Raw genomic sequence first — 16,227 nt, forward strand, 5'->3', positions numbered from 1 at the left:
GGTATGGCGTTGAAGGCAAGGTCTGCAGGTTGACGGGGCGTGGTCACTCAGGAATGTGCGTTCACCTTAGGCAAGTCGGTGTCGAGTGCGCGTGCAGCGCACATGTACCTTTCGCGAAACATGCAAGTGCTGTTGGAATGTCCAGATGAAGAATTCAGGTTTGAATGAAACGTTCTTCACACGCACGTACCGGTATGCGAATGCACGATTTTGCGTCACCATCCGTGCATGCCGGATGCAACGCTGGGCCATTCCAGCCATCCACGAATCATGAGTCCCGCCTTTGATGCCTTCTGCCGAGTCCACGCACGACACTGCCTTGTCCAGTTGCGCGCGCGAACCGATCCACACCCCCGGCGCGATCCAGCCCTACGGCGTGCTTCTGGTCGTTGAACCGCAGTCCCTGCGGGTGCGCGAGCGCGCCGTCAGTCATCCCGGCCTGCTGCAGCAGTTCGGCGAACCGTTGATGCAGCATGTCAGCGAGGTACTGGGCGGCGTGCTGGCGCCCTTCCAGGCGCTGTTCCAGCAGGCCACGGTGGGCAGCAGCGCGCATGTCGGCGCCGTGCACCTGGATGGCCACGGCCGCCATCAATTGTTGGTGCATCGCTCCGCCACCGATCTGCTGATCGAGCTGGAGGCGCCGGTTCCCGGCCAGCCTGGTTCGCTGGAAGAATTGTATCCGTCGATCCGCGAACTGATGACCGGCATCGAATCGGCTACCACCGTGGAAGATCTGTGCCAGCTGGCGGCCGCGCACATGCGCCGGCTGACCGGCTTCGATCGCACCCTGGTCTACCAGTTCGATCCCGGCTGGAACGGCATCGTGGTCGCCGAAGATGGCAACGGCCTGTTGCCGTCCTACCTGGACCTGCGCTTCCCCGAGTCGGACATTCCTGCGCAGGCCCGCGAGCTGTACCGCCGCAATCGGGTGCGCCTGATCGCGGACAACAGCTATACCCCTACCCCGCTGATGCGGGCCGAGGACCATCGCGACGCGCCGGCTACCGACCTGAGCCTGGCCGTGCTGCGCAGCGTTTCGCCCGTGCACCTGCAGTACATGCGCAACATGGGCACCGGCGCATCGATGTCGGTGTCGCTGGTGCACGAGGGCCAACTGTGGGGCCTGGTGTCCTGCCACACGGTGCAGCCACGCCGCCTGCCCTACCACGTGCGCACTGCCTGCGAGTTCATGGGCCAGATCCTGTCACTGCAGATCGCCCTGAAGGAGCGTGCACGCGCCATCGAAGAGCGCGTGGCGCGCCGCTCGGTGCTGGTCAAGCTGCTGGCACGCATGGCCGGCGACGAGGATTTCATGGCTGCGCTGCGCCACGATGAAGCCAGCCTGCTGTCGCTGACCGGCGCTGCCGGTGCGGCCATCGTGCACAGGGGCGACTGCATGCGCGTGGGTGAGTGCCCACCCGCCAGCGACGTGCTGGCCCTGGCTGATTGGCTGGCTACCCAGCAGACCGGGCAGGAAACGTACTGCAGTGACCATCTGGCAGCCAACTGGGCGCCCGGCGCGCGCCTGTCCGACGTGGCCAGCGGCGTACTGGCGGTGTCCATTTCGCAGCTGCACGACAGCTATCTGATGTGGTTCCGCCCGGAAGTGGTGCGCACCGTGCGTTGGGGTGGCGACCCACGCAAAGCGGCGGCGCCCGGCGTGGCACTGTCCCCGCGCAGTTCATTCGAAGCCTGGAAAGAGACCGTACGGCAACGCAGCCTGCCGTGGACCGACGCCGACTGCGATGCCGCACACGAAATGCGCACCGCCATCGTCGATATCGTGCTGCGCAAGGCCGAGGAAATGGCCGAGCTCAACGAGCAGCTGGTCCGCAGCAACAAGGAACTCGAAGCGTTTTCCTATTCGGTCAGCCACGACCTGCGCGCGCCGTTCCGCCACATCGTCGGTTACTCGGAGCTGCTGGGCAGCTCGGCCGGCGAACGCCTCAACGATACCGAGCGCCGCTTCCTGGATACGATCGTGGAGTCGGCCAAATCCGCTGGGACACTGGTGGACGATCTGCTGAGCTTCTCGCAGATGGGCCGTTCCACGCTCGGCCGGGTACGGCTGGATATGGCGGCGCTGGCCGAAGATATGCACCGGAGCCTGGCTTTGGACTACGCCGGACGCGACGTGCAATGGACGCTGGCGCCGCTGCCCGAGGTGGAGGCCGATCCCACGATGTTGCGTCTGGTCTGGCAGAACCTGCTGGCCAACGCGATCAAGTTCACCCGCGAGCGCGAGCAGGCCGTTATCGAGGTCGGTCACGAGCGCAACGTCGACGAAGACCACTTTTTCGTGCGTGACAACGGCTGCGGCTTCGACATGCGCTACGTGGACAAGCTGTTCGGTGTGTTCCAGCGCCTGCATCACGTCGAAGAATTCGAAGGCACCGGCATCGGCCTGGCCAATGTACGCCGCATCATCGGCCGCCATGGCGGCCGTACCTGGGCCGAGGGCGAGCCCGGCAAGGGCGCCACAATTCATTTCACCCTACCCCGTTCCACAGGAGATCACCCATGAGGGACCTGCGGCCGATCCTCCTGGTGGAGGACAGCCCCAAGGATGCCGAGCTGACGCTGGCCGCGTTGTCGCGCTGCCAGTTGCTGAACGATGTCATCCATGTACGCGATGGTGCCGAGGCGCTGGATTACCTGCGCTGCGAAGGCAAGTTCGCCGGCGCCATGCACGGCGGCCCGGTGGTGGTGCTGCTGGACCTGAAGCTGCCCAAGGTGAACGGTCTGGAAGTGTTGGAACAGGTGCGTGGTGACCCACAGCTGAGCAGCACCCCGGTGGTGATGCTGACCTCGTCGCGCGAAGAACAGGATCTCGTGCGCAGTTACGAACTGGGCGTGAACGCATTCGTGGTCAAGCCAGTGGACTTCAAGGAGTTCTTCGACGCTATCCAGGGGCTGGGCATGTTCTGGGGCATCACCAACCAGCCCCCGCCGTATCGGCCCAACGGCTCGGGGCAGCACAATGCGTGATGGATCGCGCCGCAGCGAGCGCCTGCGCATCCTCATGCTGGAGGACAGCGCGCTTGATGCGGAGCTGATCAGCGCACAGCTGCAGCGTGCCGGCCTCGATTTCGAGGCCGAGCGCCTGTGGACCCGCAATGCCTTCATCGAGGCAATTGAGAATCGCGCCTTCGATGTGATCCTGGCCGATCATGTGCTGCCCGGATTCGACGGCGATGCGGCCCTTGCACTGGCACGCGAGCGGATTCCGCAGACCCCTTTCATCTTCGTTTCCGGCACGCTTACCGAGGAGTTGGCCGTGCAGGCCCTGACCCGCGGCGCGCGCGACTACGTGGTCAAGCAGCGCCTGCAGCGCCTGCCGGATGCGATCCGTCGTGCGCGGCAGGAGGCCCATGAACGCACCCAGCTTGTGCAGGCGCAGGCCGCACTGAACGACAGCCAGGCGCAGTTGCAGCAGGTAACCGATGCCGTCCCTGCGCTGATCGCCCAGCTCGACGCGGCGCATCGCTACCGCTTCGCGAACAAGGCGTTCCTGGACTGGCACGGCGTCAGCCTGGCCGAACTGCTGGGTCGCGCGGCACGGGATGTCACCGGCATTTCCGCCTTCGAGCACGCCCTGCCCAGCCTGGAGCGGGTACTGCAGGGCGAGCGCACCAGCTTCCAGGTCGAACTGGTCCACCGCAGCGGCGAATCCCGATTCGTGCAGATGGACTGCGTACCGGAACATGCGGCCGATGGCAGCGTGGTCGGCTACATCTGCATGGGCAGCGATGTTTCACTGTTGAAGCAGGCCGAACTGGCGCTGCGCGAGGACAACCAGGTTCTCGAGCGACAGGTGCAGGCACGCACCGCCGAGTTGCGGGCCAGCAAGCGGCGCCTGCAGGCGATCTTCGAATCCAGCTTCCAGCATCAGGTGCTGTTGGATCTGTCCGGACGCGTGGTTGATGCCAATGACGCGTCACTGGCCGCGGTGCTTGCGGACAAGAAGGACACTGTTGGCGCGCGCTTCGGCGAATCGCTCTGGTTTGCCACAACCGATGGCATCAGTGCGCTGATCGAACAGGCCGTCGCTGCAGCCGTACAGGGCCGCAGTTCGCTGCATGCACTGGAACTGGAACTCCCGACCGGGCGGCGCAGCTTCGACTTCTCGTTCCGCCCGCTGCTGGATACCGAAGGCGTGGTCACCGCCGTGGTCTCCGAGGCGGTGGAAACCACCGCGCGGCTGCAGGCAGAACACGCACTGCGCCAGTCGCAGAAGATCGAGGCGGTCGGCCAGCTCACCGGCGGCATCGCCCATGATTTCAACAACATCCTGACGGTCATCTCCGGCAACGTCGAGCACGCCATGCTGCTCAACGAACGCGCCGGAGAACCCGGGGCAATGGTCAGCCGTGCACTGGACAATGCACTGAAAGGCGTCGGCCGTGCCGCCAGCCTGACCCAGCGCCTGCTGGCATTTGCCCGTCGCCAGCCGCTGCACAGCCAGGCCGCCAACCTCAACGAACGCCTGCTGGACATGCACGACATGCTGCAGCGTGCACTGGGTGAGCTGGTGCAGCTGGAGATCCGCAATGCCGAGGACATCTGGTGCGTGGAGATCGACATCAGCCAGCTGGAGGCCTCCGTACTGAACCTGGCGGTCAATGCCCGCGATGCGATGCCGCATGGCGGCCGGCTGGTGATCGAAGTCGACAACAGCCATCTCGACCACGACTACGCCGCCCTGTTTCCCGATGCAGCGCCTGGCGAGTACGTGATGCTGCGGGTTCGCGACAATGGCCACGGCATGGACGCGGCGACCCTGGCGCGCGTGTTCGAGCCGTTCTTCACCACCAAGCAGGTTGGCCGCGGCACCGGGCTTGGCCTGTCCATGGTGCATGGCTTCGTCAAGCAGTCCGGTGGCCACGTGCTGATCGACTCGGTGGAAGGCGGCGGCACCAGCATCACCATGATGTTCCCGCGCTCTCCGCTGGCCCTGCCCTGCGAAGCACGCACCCCACAGACCGGCCTGGCGGGTTACTCACCGCGCGAGGAAACCATTCTGGTCGCCGAGGACAATGACGATGTCCGCGCCCACACGGTGGATGCGCTGCGGCTGCTCGGTTACCGCGTGCTGGAAGCCCACGACGGCCCCTCCGCGCTGCGGCTGCTGGAGCGCCCCGACACCAAGGTGGATCTGTTGTTCTCGGACGTGGTGATGCCCGGCATGTCGGGGTGGGAACTGGTGCACGAAGTCCGTGAACGCTGGCCGGAAGTCGCCGTCCTGTTCACGTCGGGCTATCCACGTGACCACGACCAGGTGGGCAGCCAGGGACGCGCGGTTTCATTGCTGCCAAAGCCGTTTACCCGCAGTGATCTTGCAGCGGCGGTACGCACCGCGCTGGGGGCGACGCACTGAGGTCAGGACGCCGGATCACGCATGCCAGCGGCGATCCGGTTGATGTCTGCGCACTCCACCGTGGCCGGCGGATGCTCCCTGCCGGCCAACGCAATCATCGCCTGGCCCAGGGCCAGATTGCTGGTCATCAACGAAGGCGCAATCGCACCGGCCAGCTTCATCAACGGCGCGCCGCCCCAGTACAACGGCTTCAACAGGGCATGACGGGTGCCGGTTCCCGCGACCGGCCTGACGCCACCCGGGCGCAGCATCACCGAGCGCATCGGCAGGGCCTGCAAAGCAACTTCGGTCTCGCCCTTGACCCTCAGCGGCATCAGCCGGCTCTGAGGGTCCGCACCCGCACCGGATACATACAGAAAGCATCCCTCGGGATTCGCGGCCACCCAGGCACGGGCTACCGCCAGTGTGGTGTCCACGGTAACGCGTCGGTACTCGGCCTCGGCGGTGCCGACCGGTGGCGCTCCGGCGCAGTAGAGGCATGCATCGAACCCGGCAAGCTCCTCCACCCGCTCCTGGATACGCAGAAAGTCCGGGACAATCAGTTCGCTGCCGGTGCCGCTCAGACTGCCTGGGTGACGAACCAGCGCGGTCAGGCGGGAGACCTGCGGTGAGCGCTGGCAGGCCAGCACCACACCCTGCCCGACCAGGCCTGCGGCACCGGTCAACAGAATCCGTAGTGCACCTGTCCCGACCATCATCGCACCCGCCTCACAGTTTCACGAAACGCTGGATCTTCCGCGCCAGCCAACCGCTGAACACCAACGGCGCATCCAACGCAGACACGCAGATGCACGGCACACCCGGCGCGGTCACCGGCTGGTGCTCCACCTCCTCGTCCAGATCCGCCACGTCACCCGGCGCGAACAGCCCCAGCGCGTCGTTGTAGGAACCGCGCAGGATCTGAGTCAGCTCGCTGCGGCCATGGCTGTGCATGGGCAGGCACTTGCCGGGGGCGATCTTCAGCATGATCAGCGAGGGCATCTGCTCGGCCCGGATGCAGTGCACCCCCGGCGCCATCCAACGCCAGCGCAGGTCACCCAGCGAGGTGCCAAAGTAGGGATGCAATGATACCGGCAGATGATCGGGATCGGCCTCGGGCCGCTCCTTCGGCATAGGGCGCAGGGATTCCGCCATGGCCATCGGCGTTTCCGTGGCCAGCTGCATCAGCATGGCCTCGCGCAACTGTTCGCGCCGCGTGTCGGTTGCAGGCGGCTGGGTCTGCTCCAGCAGTACCGAACCGATCGCCTCAGCATCGCGCAGGCGCTGACGGCAATGCGGGCACTGCTCCAGATGGGCACCGGCCACGATGCTCAACGGCGACGACAGCGCACCCGCGGCATAGCTCATCAGCGTGGATTCGTGCAGGTGGTGGTGCGGATTCACAGCACACCTCCCACTTTCGCCTGCAGTTGCAGGAAGGCACGGCGCAAATGCGATTTGACCGTCCCCAGCGGCATGCCCAGCGCTTCGGCGATCTCGCTGTGGCTCTTGGCCTCGAAATAGGACATCCGCACCAGCCGCGCCTGCACCGCAGGCAGCTCGTTGATGCGCTGGCGCAGACGCGCCTGGTCGGCGAACTGCTCGGCGCTGCTGCGCTCGATCACATCCAGCGTCGCCGCGTCCTCCACCGCCGCCTGCACCTGCATCCAGCTGCGCTCACGGCGCACTCGATCGATATGCAGGTTGCGGGCGATGCGATACAACCACGTACTCAGCGCCCCCTGTGCCGGATCGAAATCGGCGGCCCGCAGCCATAGGCGCAACAGGCATTCCTGCGCCAGCTCTTCGGCTACGGCATCGGGTGCGCCCAGGCCGCGCAGGTACACGCACAGCCGCGGCATGAAGTAGTCGTAGATCCGCATGAAACACTCGCGGTCGCGCAGCCGCGCCACGCCGTCCATGTCACCGGCCCAGTTCGTCGGCTCGCTGCTCGGCTGCTGGGAACTGGACACGGTGCGTGCGCTATCGAAGTTGAGGAGTGTGCTGGCGGCGTCAGGGTACATCTGCGTTCGCGGCGGGCGGGTGAAGGTCTGTCCTCTGTACGTGCAGGGGCAGCCATTGGATGCAGTCGGCACTGCGCATCCAACCGGGCGCCCCCACCGTATGACCTGAGAGACCTACCCTTCCGGATGAACACCATGCGCACTGCCTGGCTGCTGCTGTGCCTGCCCCATGCCGCGCTGGCGGCACCCTGGCTGCGAAGTGAGGGTGTGGCCACCTCCGCGCAGGGCGACATCCTCTACCGTGAAGTGCACTGGCGGCGCGAGGCAACGGAGGGTGCCGAACGCTGGGTGCTGTACCAGTGCCCGGATGGCCAGCCCTTCGCCCGCAAGCATCTGCCCGCCAGCGCCCGCCCGCAGGCACGGGGCTATTCGCTGCAGGACCGCCGCAGCGGCCAGACCGCCGAAGTCGACGCCACTGGCGACTCGGTGTCGATTGCCTGGAAGGAAGATGCCGCCAGCCAGCCGCATCAGCGCCGGCTTGAACTGCCGCCGGACGCGGTGATCGATGCAGGGTTCGACGCGGCGGTGCACCTGCACTGGCCGGCGCTGCTGCGCGGCGAACGCATCAGCCTGCCCTTCCTGGTGCCGGGGCGGCAGCGCTACTTCCCGGTGCAGGTGCGGCGCATCGGTCCGGTACGTTGGCAGGGTATTGATGCCCAGTCGATCGACGTCAGTCTGGACACCTGGTACGGCAGCATCGCCCCGCGTCTGTCACTGGTCTATGCCAGCACCGACCGCCGCCTGCTGGAATTCCGCGGTACCAGCAACCTGCGCGATGCACGCGGCACTTATCCGCAGGTGACGGTGCGCTTCAGCTCGCCTGCTGCCGAGCAGACTGCCGCGGAATGGCAGCAGGCCTGGACGCATCCTCTGGTCGACCGCTGCGCCGTGACGCCCAGGTGAAGTCGAGATTCTTCGCGTGGCAGCGCATCCATTGCACGCGCTGCTGCGTACAGGTAGACACGACACCCGCCGAGATCCCCCAATGGCCTCTGTAGCGCCCCTCCCCCGTCGACGCTCGCGCCTGCTGCGTACGCTGCAGCGCTGGATCGACACCGGCAACGTCGCAGAGACCACCGACGAACAGCCCGGCCGCATCGACTGGTTGCGCGCCGTGCCATTCGCACTGATGCACCTGGCCTGCATCGCTGTGCTCTGGGTCGGAATCTCATGGACAGCGGTGATCGTCGCCGCAGTGCTCTATGCGGTGCGCATGTTCGCCATCACGGCGTTCTATCACCGCTATTTCTCGCACCGGACCTTCCAGGCATCGCGAACGGTGCAGTTCGTGTTCGCTGTCATCGGCGCCTCCAGCGTGCAGCGTGGGCCGCTTTGGTGGGCCGCCCATCATCGCCATCACCATCGGCATGCCGACCAGCCGCTGGATCCGCACTCGCCACGCGAGGGCGGCTTCTGGCGCAGCCACATGGGTTGGTTCCTGACCCGCGAGGCGTTCGCCACCGATCTGTCGCGGGTACCGGACCTGGCACGCTTCCCCGAACTGCGCTGGCTGGACCGTTTCGATACGGCCGTACCGGTACTGCTGGCCGCAGCGCTGTATGCATTGGGCGCCGGGTTGGAGCGCTGGGCACCGGGCCTGCACACCTCCGGCCCACAGCTGCTGGTGTGGGGCTTCTTCATCTCCACCATCGTGCTGTTCCATGCCACGGTCACCATCAATTCGCTGGCGCATCGATTCGGCCGCCGCCGCTTCGACACACGCGATGACAGCCGCAACAACCTCTGGCTGGCGCTGCTCACCTTCGGCGAAGGCTGGCACAACAACCACCACTTCTTCCCCGGCACTGTCCGCCAGGGCTTCCGCTGGTGGGAAGTGGATTTGACCTGGTACGGACTGCGCGCGATGGCGGCGCTGGGCCTGGTCAAAGGTCTCAAGCCCATCCCCGAGTGGGTCCTGGCCAAGGCGAGGTATTGACATGCGCATCGCCGTCATCGGCTCGGGTATCGCGGGGCTGGCCAGTGCCTGGTGGCTCGATGGCCAGCACGACGTCACACTGTTCGAGGCCAACGACTACCTCGGTGGCCATACCCACACGCACGACGTGCAGGTGGATGGCACACGCATGGCGGTGGATACCGGGTTCATCGTGTTCAATCCCCAGCACTATCCGCTGCTGACCGCGCTCTTCGACGAGCTGGGTGTGGCTTCGCAGCCGACCACGATGAGTTTCTCGATGCACAGCGAGCGCAGCGGCGTGGAGTACAACGCCACCTCGCTGGATGGCCTGTTCTGCCAGCGCCGCAACCTGGTGTCACCTCGATTCTGGGGCATGCTGGCCGACCTGCGCCGGTTCTATCGGGATGCGCCGTTGCTGCTGGCCGAGGAAGACGGCCCCACGCTCGGCGAGTACCTGCGCAGCCAGCGCTATGGCGAGGCCTTCATCGACGAGCACCTGCTGCCGATGGCCTCGGCACTGTGGTCCTCACCGACCGCCACCGTGCAGGACTTCCCGGCGCGCTATCTGGCCCAGTTCATGGCCAACCACCAGATGCTGCAGATGAGCGGGCGCGCGCCGTGGCGGGTGGTGAGCGGCGGATCGGCACGCTATGTCGATGCCCTGCGCGCCCGCTGGCGGGTGCATGAGCGGCTGGAGTGCCCGGTGCAGTCGGTCGAGCGCATGCCCTGGGGCGCGCGCGTGCACAGCGCGGCCGGCGTGGAAGGCTTCGATGAGGTCATCCTGGCCTGCCACAGCGACCAGGCGCTGGCGTTGCTTGCCGACGCCAACCCCATCGAGCGCGACGTGCTCGGCGCCATCCGCTATCAAACCAATGAAGCGGTGCTGCACACCGATGCGTCATTGCTGCCGCGCAACCGCAAGGCGTGGGCAGCATGGAACGCGCACGTGCCAGAGGATCGCGCCGCGCCCTGCACGGTCAGCTACTGCATGAACCTGCTGCAGGGCCTGCCCGGCGATACGCCCCTGGTGGTTACCCTCAACCGCAGCGAGGCAATCGATCCGGCCAAAGTACTGCGTACGCTGCGCTATGCCCACCCGGTGCACGACCACGCCGCGGTGCGGGCACAGCAGCGCTGGGCGGAACTGCAGGGCCGTCGCCATACGTGGTTCGCAGGCGCCTATTGGGGCTGGGGCTTCCATGAGGATGGCATCCGCAGCGCCCGCCGCGTGGTCGATGCCCTGCAGGCCTGCGCTCCACATCGGCTGGCATCCGCCGCGGATGAGGTGGCGGCATGAGTGCCAGCGCGCTCTACATCGGGCAGGTGATGCATCGCCGGCATCATCCGCACCCGCATGCCTTCCGTTACCCCATCGCCCAGCTGCTGCTCGATCTGGACGAACTCGATACGGTGTTCGACGGGCGCTGGTTGTGGTCGGTCAATCGCCGCAACCTGGCCGAGTTCCGCCGCAGCGACTACTTCGGCGATCCCGCACGGCCACTGGCCGATGCCATCCGCGATCACGCTGCCCACACGCTTGGCTACCGGCCGACCGGCCCGGTGCGCCTGCTCACCCATCTTCGCTTTGCCGGGCACGTGTTCAACCCGGTCAGTTTCTACTACTGCTACCAGGCAGACGGCAGCACGCTGGACTGCATTGTCGCCGAGATCACCAACACGCCCTGGAAGGAACGGCACGCCTATGTGCTGCCGGTCGCGACGGCCACGCACGAAGGCAACTCGCTGCGCTGGCGGTTCGACAAGTGCTTCCATGTCTCGCCCTTCATGCCGATGGATTGCCATTACGACTGGCGGTTCAACTGCCCGGATGAGGATCTGCGCGTGCACATGCAGGTCTGGCGCGACGGCGCGCGCCAGTTTGATGCCACCCAGGTCATGCAACGGCACACCCTGGATGGCCGCGGGTTGGCCCGCGTCCTGGCCTGCTATCCACTGATGACCACCCAGGTGGTGGCCGCCATTCACTGGCACGCACTGCGGCTGTGGTTGAAACGCAACCCGGTGCACGACCACCCCACTCTTGCCGAGAAACCGCGATGAACTCGATGACTCCCTGGGTTGCCCTGCCGCGCCCCGGTGCCTTGGACGCGTTCCTGCGCCGCCGCCTGCTGGCCCAGCTTGCCCCCATGCGCGACGGTCGGCTGTGCGTGCGCGACGCACTGGGCGAGGTCTGGCTGGGCGATGCCCGCGGCGAACTGCATGTCACCGTCACCATCGAAGACCCGTCGTTCTATCGCAAGGTTGCTGCGCAAGGCAGCGTGGGCGCAGGTGAAAGCTACATCCAGGGCGAGTGGCACTGCGATGATCTGGTGGCACTGATCCGGCTGCTGGTGCGCAATCGCGATCTGCTCGACGGCATGGAGCGTGGCCCGGCCCGCTTGGGTGGGGGGATGCTGCGGGCCTGGAACCGCCTGCGCCGCAACAGCCGCGAAGGCAGTCGCCGCAATATCGCCGCGCACTATGACCTGGGCAACGACTTCTTTGCCCTGTTCCTGTCGCCGGACCTGATGTACTCGTCGGCGATGTTCGCCAGCGAATCCGAGCCATTGGAATCCGCCTCGCGGCGCAAGCTGGACCGCATCTGCCAGCAGCTGCAACTCAAGCCAGGCGACCGCGTGGTGGAGATCGGCACCGGCTGGGGCGGTTTCGCGGTACACGCCGCCCAGCACTATGGCTGCCATGTGACCACCACCACCATCTCCGCGGAACAGCATGCGCTGGCCGCCCAGCGCGTAGAGGCGGCGGGCCTGCAGGATCAGGTCACGCTGCTGATGCAGGACTACCGCGACCTGCAGGGCCAGTTCGACAAGCTGGTCTCGATCGAGATGATCGAAGCGATCGGCGCCGAGTACCTGGACACCTACATGGCTACGCTGCAACGCCTGCTCAAGCCGGATGGCGTTGCCCTGCTGCAGGCCATCACCATCGAGGACCATCGCTACGAACAGGCCCGGCGCAGCGTCGACTACATCAAGCGCTATGTATTTCCGGGCAGCTTCATCCCATCGATCAACGCGATCATGGCCGCCAAGACCCGATCCAGCGACCTGCAGCTGATCGCCCAGCAGAACTTCGGCCACTCCTACGCACTGACCCTGCGCGCCTGGCGCCAGCGCTTCCTGGCCCAGCTGCCTGCGGTGCAGGCTCAGGGCTTTGATGCGCGCTTCTGCCGGTTGTGGGAGTTCTATCTGGCCTATTGCGAGGGCGGCTTCCTGGAACGTTCGATCGGCGTCTCGCATCTGCTGCTGGCCCGTCCGGACCACCGGCCCGTCCTCGCTGCGGGCGACAGCCGCTGACATGCGCCGGTTCTGGGCCAATCTGCTTGGCAACCAGCTGGTCTGGCTGTGTGCCGTGGCCGGCGCAGGGCGAGGCTGGCAGTGGCCGGCGCTGCTGGCCGCAACGATCTATATCGGCAGCCAGCTGCTGACTTCACCGCACCCTCGACTGGACCTTCGGCTGATGCTGCTGGCGCTGGCCTGCGCGTGGCTGGTCGATGCCAGTGCCGCCGCCAGCGGCGCCGTGCGCTACGCTGCTGCCCCGCTGGGCTGGACTCCACCCCTTTGGATCATGGCGTTGTGGGCCGCGTTTGCGATGACGCTGACCACGTCGATGCGCTTCCTGCTGCGCCACCCTGCCCTGCCAGCCCTGTTCGGCCTGTTGCTGGCCCCGCTGGCGTATATCTCCGCATCGCGCGGTTTCGAGGCGGTCCGTTTCACTGCGCCGCTGTGGCAGGGCCTGCTGGTGCTGGGTGTGGGCTGGAGCATCGCGCTTTCGCTGCTGTGCATGGCCGCTCGTCGCGGCTCCCGCACCCTCCCGCCGCCCTTGGCAGGAGCACCGTCATGATCAATCTGTTGTGGGTCCTGCTGTATGCCGTACTTGTGATGAGCTGGGGTTGGGCCTGGCAGCGCCGCCACGACAACATCGGCGTGGTCGATGTGCTCTGGGCCAAGGGCGTGGGCGCATCAGCCCTGTTGCTGGCGTGGCTCGGCGATGGTGCGGCGGCGCCACGGATGGCGCTCGGCGTGCTCGGTGGCCTGTGGGGCAGTCGACTCGCCTTGCACCTGTGGCGCCGGGTCCGCCACGAACAGGAAGACGGCCGCTACCGTTATCTGCGCGAGCACTGGCAAGGGCATCAAGGCAAGATCTTCGGCTTCTTCATGGCCCAGGCGCTGCTGGTCGTGCTGTTCGCCCTGCCCTTCGTCGCGGTGGCTGACAATCCGCAGACAAGCACGACGTTGTGGATCGTGGCCGCCGCACTCGTCTGGCTGCTGAGCGTCGGCGGCGAGAGCCTGGCCGACCATCAACTGGCCCGGTTCCGCGCGAATCCAGCGAACAAGGGCCGCACCTGCCGCGAGGGGCTCTGGCGTTACTCCCGCCACCCCAATTACTTCTTCGAGTGGCTGCACTGGTTCAGCTATGTCCTGCTCGCGGTCGGCTCGCCACTGTGGTGGCTGGCCTGGGCCGGCCCGCTGCTGATGTACGTGTTCCTGCGCTATCTCAGCGGCATTCCCTTCACTGAAAAGCAAGCGCTGCGCAGCCGAGGCGACGACTACCGCGCCTACCAGCGCACTACATCGATGTTCTTTCCCTGGTTCTCCCGTTCTTCCAAGGAGCATTCCGCATGAGCGCGATCCCTTCACTGAATCCGGCCGGAGATGCGGAAACCGGGCTGATCGCCTGGGCCGAACGTGGGCTGGTGCCCGATGCGGCGCTGCGTGCGGGCATCCGCCGCTTGTGCGCGCAACGCCTGCATGAGGAAAGCGAAGGCGGCATCGAAGGCCAATCGGCACGCTTCAGCCAGCGCATCGCCGAGCTGGCCGACAGCCCACTCGCGCTGCATACCGAAGCGGCCAACCGCCAGCACTACGAAGTTCCCGCGGCATTCTTCCAGGCCTGCCTGGGCAAGCGGCTGAAGTACAGCAGCTGCTACTACGCCACCGGGCGCGAAACGCTGGACCAGGCCGAGGACGCCATGCTGGAACTGTACGGCCAGCGTGCCGGACTGGCCGATGGCCAGCAGATACTTGAGCTGGGCTGCGGCTGGGGCTCATTGACCCTGTGGATGGCCGAACGTTACCCGCAGGCGCATATCACCGCCGTCTCCAACTCGCACAGCCAACGCCAGTACATCAGGGCGCAGTGCCAGGCGCGCGGCCTGGGCAACGTCGAGGTGATGACCCGCGACGTCAACCAGCTTGACCTGCCGACGGCCCGGTTCGACCGCTGTATCTCGGTGGAGATGTTCGAGCACGTACGCAACTACCAGCGCCTGCTGGCAGGCATCGCACGGTGGCTGAAACCGGACGGTGCACTGTTCGTGCACATCTTCGCCCATCGCACACTGATGTATCCGTTCGAGGCAGACGGCGGCGACAACTGGATGGGTCGCCACTTCTTTACCGGAGGACTGATGCCGGCGGCCGACACACTGCTGCATTTCCAGCGCGACCTGCGCCTGGAGCAACGCTGGCTGCTGGACGGCACCCATTACCAGCGCACGGCCGACCACTGGCTGGCCAACCAGGATGCAGCCCGCGAGCAGGTGATGCCGGTGTTGATCGCCACCTATGGCCAGGTTGCAGCGAAGGTCTGGTGGCAGCGCTGGCGGATGTTCTGGATGGCATGCGCCGAGCTGTTCGGCTACGACGACGGCCAGCAGTGGCTGGTGGCCCACTATCTGTTCCGACCCCGCTGAGGTGCCCGATGCGCATGTTTCCGCTGCTTCCCCTGATCGCGGTCGGCCTGTTCGGTTCCGGCTGCAGTTCCAGCGACACCCGCCCGTTGCCGCGTCCACCGTCGGTGGATGTGCCGCGCTTCATGGGCGACTGGTACGTGATCGCGCATATCCCGTCGCGCCCTGAGCGCGAAGCCTTCGACGCCGTGGAGAGCTATGCCCTGCGCCCCGATGGACGCATCCAGACCACCTTCACGTACCGCAAAGGCAGCTTCGAAGCGCCACAGAAGTCCATGCACCCCATCGGCCGTGTCGAGAAGGAAGGCAACGGCGCGGTCTGGGGCATGCAGTTCATCTGGCCGATCCAGGCTGAGTACGTGATCGCCTGGCTCGATGAAAGCTACCGCCAGACCATCGTGGCACGAAGCAAGCGCGATTACGTCTGGTACATGGCCCGCACCCCGCAGGTGTCGGACAGTGACTACCAGCAGGCGGTCGAGCGGATTGCGGCCATGGGTTACGACACCCGCAAGCTGAGGCGGGTGCCGCAATCGGTGCGATGACGCGGCACCTTCTGCCCGGGTCGATCGTCCTGGAGCATCAGTCGATCATCAATCATTGCAACGTGGTGCACTCTCGACGCGCCCTGCAGATACGATGCTGGGCAGGCCAGCAAGGCCGGAACGGATACACGATCGATGAACAGCCCCGCGGACGATGCCATCACAACCTCCTGGAATGGATTCGAAGTCCGGCAGATCCTTCCGTGCGACCTCGACCTCATCTGCGCTCACCGAGAAGCGATGTTCCGTGAAAGCGGCCGGAGCGAAGAGATCCTTCAGCAGATGGCGGCCCCGTTCCGTACCTGGCTCGAACCGCGCCTGGTGTCAGGCGACTACTTCGGCCATGTCCTTTCCGACAATGGACAACCCATCGCAGGCATTGGCCTGATGCTGATCGACTGGCCGCCCCACCCCGCCCATCCAGAGCAGGACACGCGCGGCTACGTACTCAATGTCTACGTGGAGCCCGGCTATCGGCGTCGCGGCATCGCCCGCCAACTGATGAAACTGGCCGACCATGCATTCGCCGGACGAGCGGTGGCCTACGCGGTGCTGCACGCTACCACCCAAGGGAAACCACTGTATGCGGATCTCGGATGGGCTGCGACCAGCGAAATGGCCCGCGACCTGCGCAGCGCGAGCGAAGTACCCCGAAACGCTTGATTGGGTAC

The 16,227-nt window shown here is 65.9% G+C and carries 16 protein-coding genes; 13 read left to right on the forward strand and 3 right to left on the reverse strand.

Annotation, left to right across the window (positions count from 1 at the left end):
- The first annotated feature begins 286 nt into the window (after positions 1 to 286).
- The 3 genes from ACX9OT_RS04705 to ACX9OT_RS04715 are packed head-to-tail and all read left to right on the forward strand — an operon-like array spanning position 287 to position 5,377.
- A complete protein-coding gene (locus tag ACX9OT_RS04705) occupies positions 287 to 2,524 on the forward strand; it encodes an ATP-binding protein (protein WP_459001172.1) in 2,238 nt (745 codons plus the stop codon).
- Positions 2,521 to 2,988, forward strand: a complete 468-nt coding sequence (locus tag ACX9OT_RS04710; protein WP_049399316.1) for a response regulator — start codon at positions 2,521 to 2,523, stop codon at positions 2,986 to 2,988. The genes ACX9OT_RS04705 and ACX9OT_RS04710 overlap by 4 nt, the downstream gene beginning before the upstream one ends.
- Positions 2,981 to 5,377 carry a response regulator gene (locus ACX9OT_RS04715; protein ID WP_459001174.1) on the forward strand — a complete coding sequence of 799 codons (2,397 nt, stop codon included), beginning with the start codon at positions 2,981 to 2,983 and terminating at the stop codon, positions 5,375 to 5,377. Before ACX9OT_RS04710 ends, ACX9OT_RS04715 begins: the two co-directional genes overlap by 8 nt.
- A 2-nt stretch (positions 5,378 to 5,379) precedes the next feature.
- On the opposite strand, the gene ACX9OT_RS04720 is transcribed toward ACX9OT_RS04715, so the two are convergent.
- Genes ACX9OT_RS04720 through ACX9OT_RS04730 form a run of 3 tightly spaced genes read right to left on the reverse strand, consistent with a single transcriptional unit; the run spans position 5,380 to position 7,380 of the window.
- Positions 5,380 to 6,072, reverse strand: coding sequence for a Rossmann-fold NAD(P)-binding domain-containing protein (locus ACX9OT_RS04720; protein WP_071227441.1), 693 nt, complete (start codon positions 6,070 to 6,072; stop codon positions 5,380 to 5,382).
- A gap of 13 nt (positions 6,073 to 6,085) precedes the next feature.
- Positions 6,086 to 6,760 carry a ChrR family anti-sigma-E factor gene (locus ACX9OT_RS04725; RefSeq protein WP_459001176.1) on the reverse strand — a complete coding sequence of 225 codons (675 nt, stop codon included), beginning with the start codon at positions 6,758 to 6,760 and terminating at the stop codon, positions 6,086 to 6,088.
- Positions 6,757 to 7,380: a sigma-70 family RNA polymerase sigma factor gene (locus ACX9OT_RS04730; protein WP_277778750.1), complete on the reverse strand. Its 624-nt coding sequence runs from the start codon at positions 7,378 to 7,380 to the stop codon at positions 6,757 to 6,759. Before ACX9OT_RS04730 ends, ACX9OT_RS04725 begins: the two co-directional genes overlap by 4 nt.
- A gap of 135 nt (positions 7,381 to 7,515) precedes the next feature.
- Here ACX9OT_RS04730 and ACX9OT_RS04735 point away from each other — a divergent pair, with 135 nt between their 5' ends.
- From ACX9OT_RS04735 to ACX9OT_RS04780, 10 genes are all read left to right on the forward strand, one after another.
- Positions 7,516 to 8,283: a hypothetical protein gene (locus tag ACX9OT_RS04735; RefSeq protein WP_459001178.1), complete on the forward strand. Its 768-nt coding sequence runs from the start codon at positions 7,516 to 7,518 to the stop codon at positions 8,281 to 8,283.
- 82 nt (positions 8,284 to 8,365) lie between these two features.
- Positions 8,366 to 9,316 (forward strand): acyl-CoA desaturase, encoded by a 951-nt coding sequence (locus tag ACX9OT_RS04740; RefSeq protein WP_459001180.1) that lies wholly within the window; start codon positions 8,366 to 8,368, stop codon positions 9,314 to 9,316.
- A 1-nt stretch (position 9,317) separates the two neighbouring features.
- Positions 9,318 to 10,595, forward strand: coding sequence for an NAD(P)/FAD-dependent oxidoreductase (locus tag ACX9OT_RS04745; protein WP_071227407.1), 1,278 nt, complete (start codon positions 9,318 to 9,320; stop codon positions 10,593 to 10,595).
- Positions 10,592 to 11,359, forward strand: a complete 768-nt coding sequence (locus tag ACX9OT_RS04750) for a DUF1365 domain-containing protein (RefSeq protein WP_107431857.1) — start codon at positions 10,592 to 10,594, stop codon at positions 11,357 to 11,359. The genes ACX9OT_RS04745 and ACX9OT_RS04750 overlap by 4 nt, the downstream gene beginning before the upstream one ends.
- Positions 11,356 to 12,615 carry a class I SAM-dependent methyltransferase gene (locus tag ACX9OT_RS04755; protein WP_459001183.1) on the forward strand — a complete coding sequence of 420 codons (1,260 nt, stop codon included), beginning with the start codon at positions 11,356 to 11,358 and terminating at the stop codon, positions 12,613 to 12,615. Before ACX9OT_RS04750 ends, ACX9OT_RS04755 begins: the two co-directional genes overlap by 4 nt.
- Position 12,616: 1 nt before the next feature.
- Entirely contained in the window at positions 12,617 to 13,162 is a 546-nt protein-coding gene (locus ACX9OT_RS04760) for a DUF2878 domain-containing protein (protein WP_459001185.1), read from the forward strand.
- Positions 13,159 to 13,944 carry a DUF1295 domain-containing protein gene (locus ACX9OT_RS04765; RefSeq protein ID WP_459001187.1) on the forward strand — a complete coding sequence of 262 codons (786 nt, stop codon included), beginning with the start codon at positions 13,159 to 13,161 and terminating at the stop codon, positions 13,942 to 13,944. The genes ACX9OT_RS04760 and ACX9OT_RS04765 overlap by 4 nt, the downstream gene beginning before the upstream one ends.
- The gene (locus ACX9OT_RS04770) at positions 13,941 to 15,014 is read left to right on the forward strand and encodes an SAM-dependent methyltransferase (RefSeq protein WP_459001189.1); all 1,074 of its coding nucleotides are present in this window, start codon (positions 13,941 to 13,943) and stop codon (positions 15,012 to 15,014) included. The genes ACX9OT_RS04765 and ACX9OT_RS04770 overlap by 4 nt, the downstream gene beginning before the upstream one ends.
- 8 nt (positions 15,015 to 15,022) lie before the next feature.
- Positions 15,023 to 15,556 carry a lipocalin family protein gene (locus tag ACX9OT_RS04775; RefSeq protein ID WP_049421983.1) on the forward strand — a complete coding sequence of 178 codons (534 nt, stop codon included), beginning with the start codon at positions 15,023 to 15,025 and terminating at the stop codon, positions 15,554 to 15,556.
- Between the two features lie 135 nt (positions 15,557 to 15,691).
- Positions 15,692 to 16,219: a GNAT family N-acetyltransferase gene (locus ACX9OT_RS04780; RefSeq protein ID WP_459001191.1), complete on the forward strand. Its 528-nt coding sequence runs from the start codon at positions 15,692 to 15,694 to the stop codon at positions 16,217 to 16,219.
- Positions 16,220 to 16,227: the final 8 nt, after the last annotated feature.

The organism is Stenotrophomonas genospecies 3 (genome assembly GCF_054473855.1).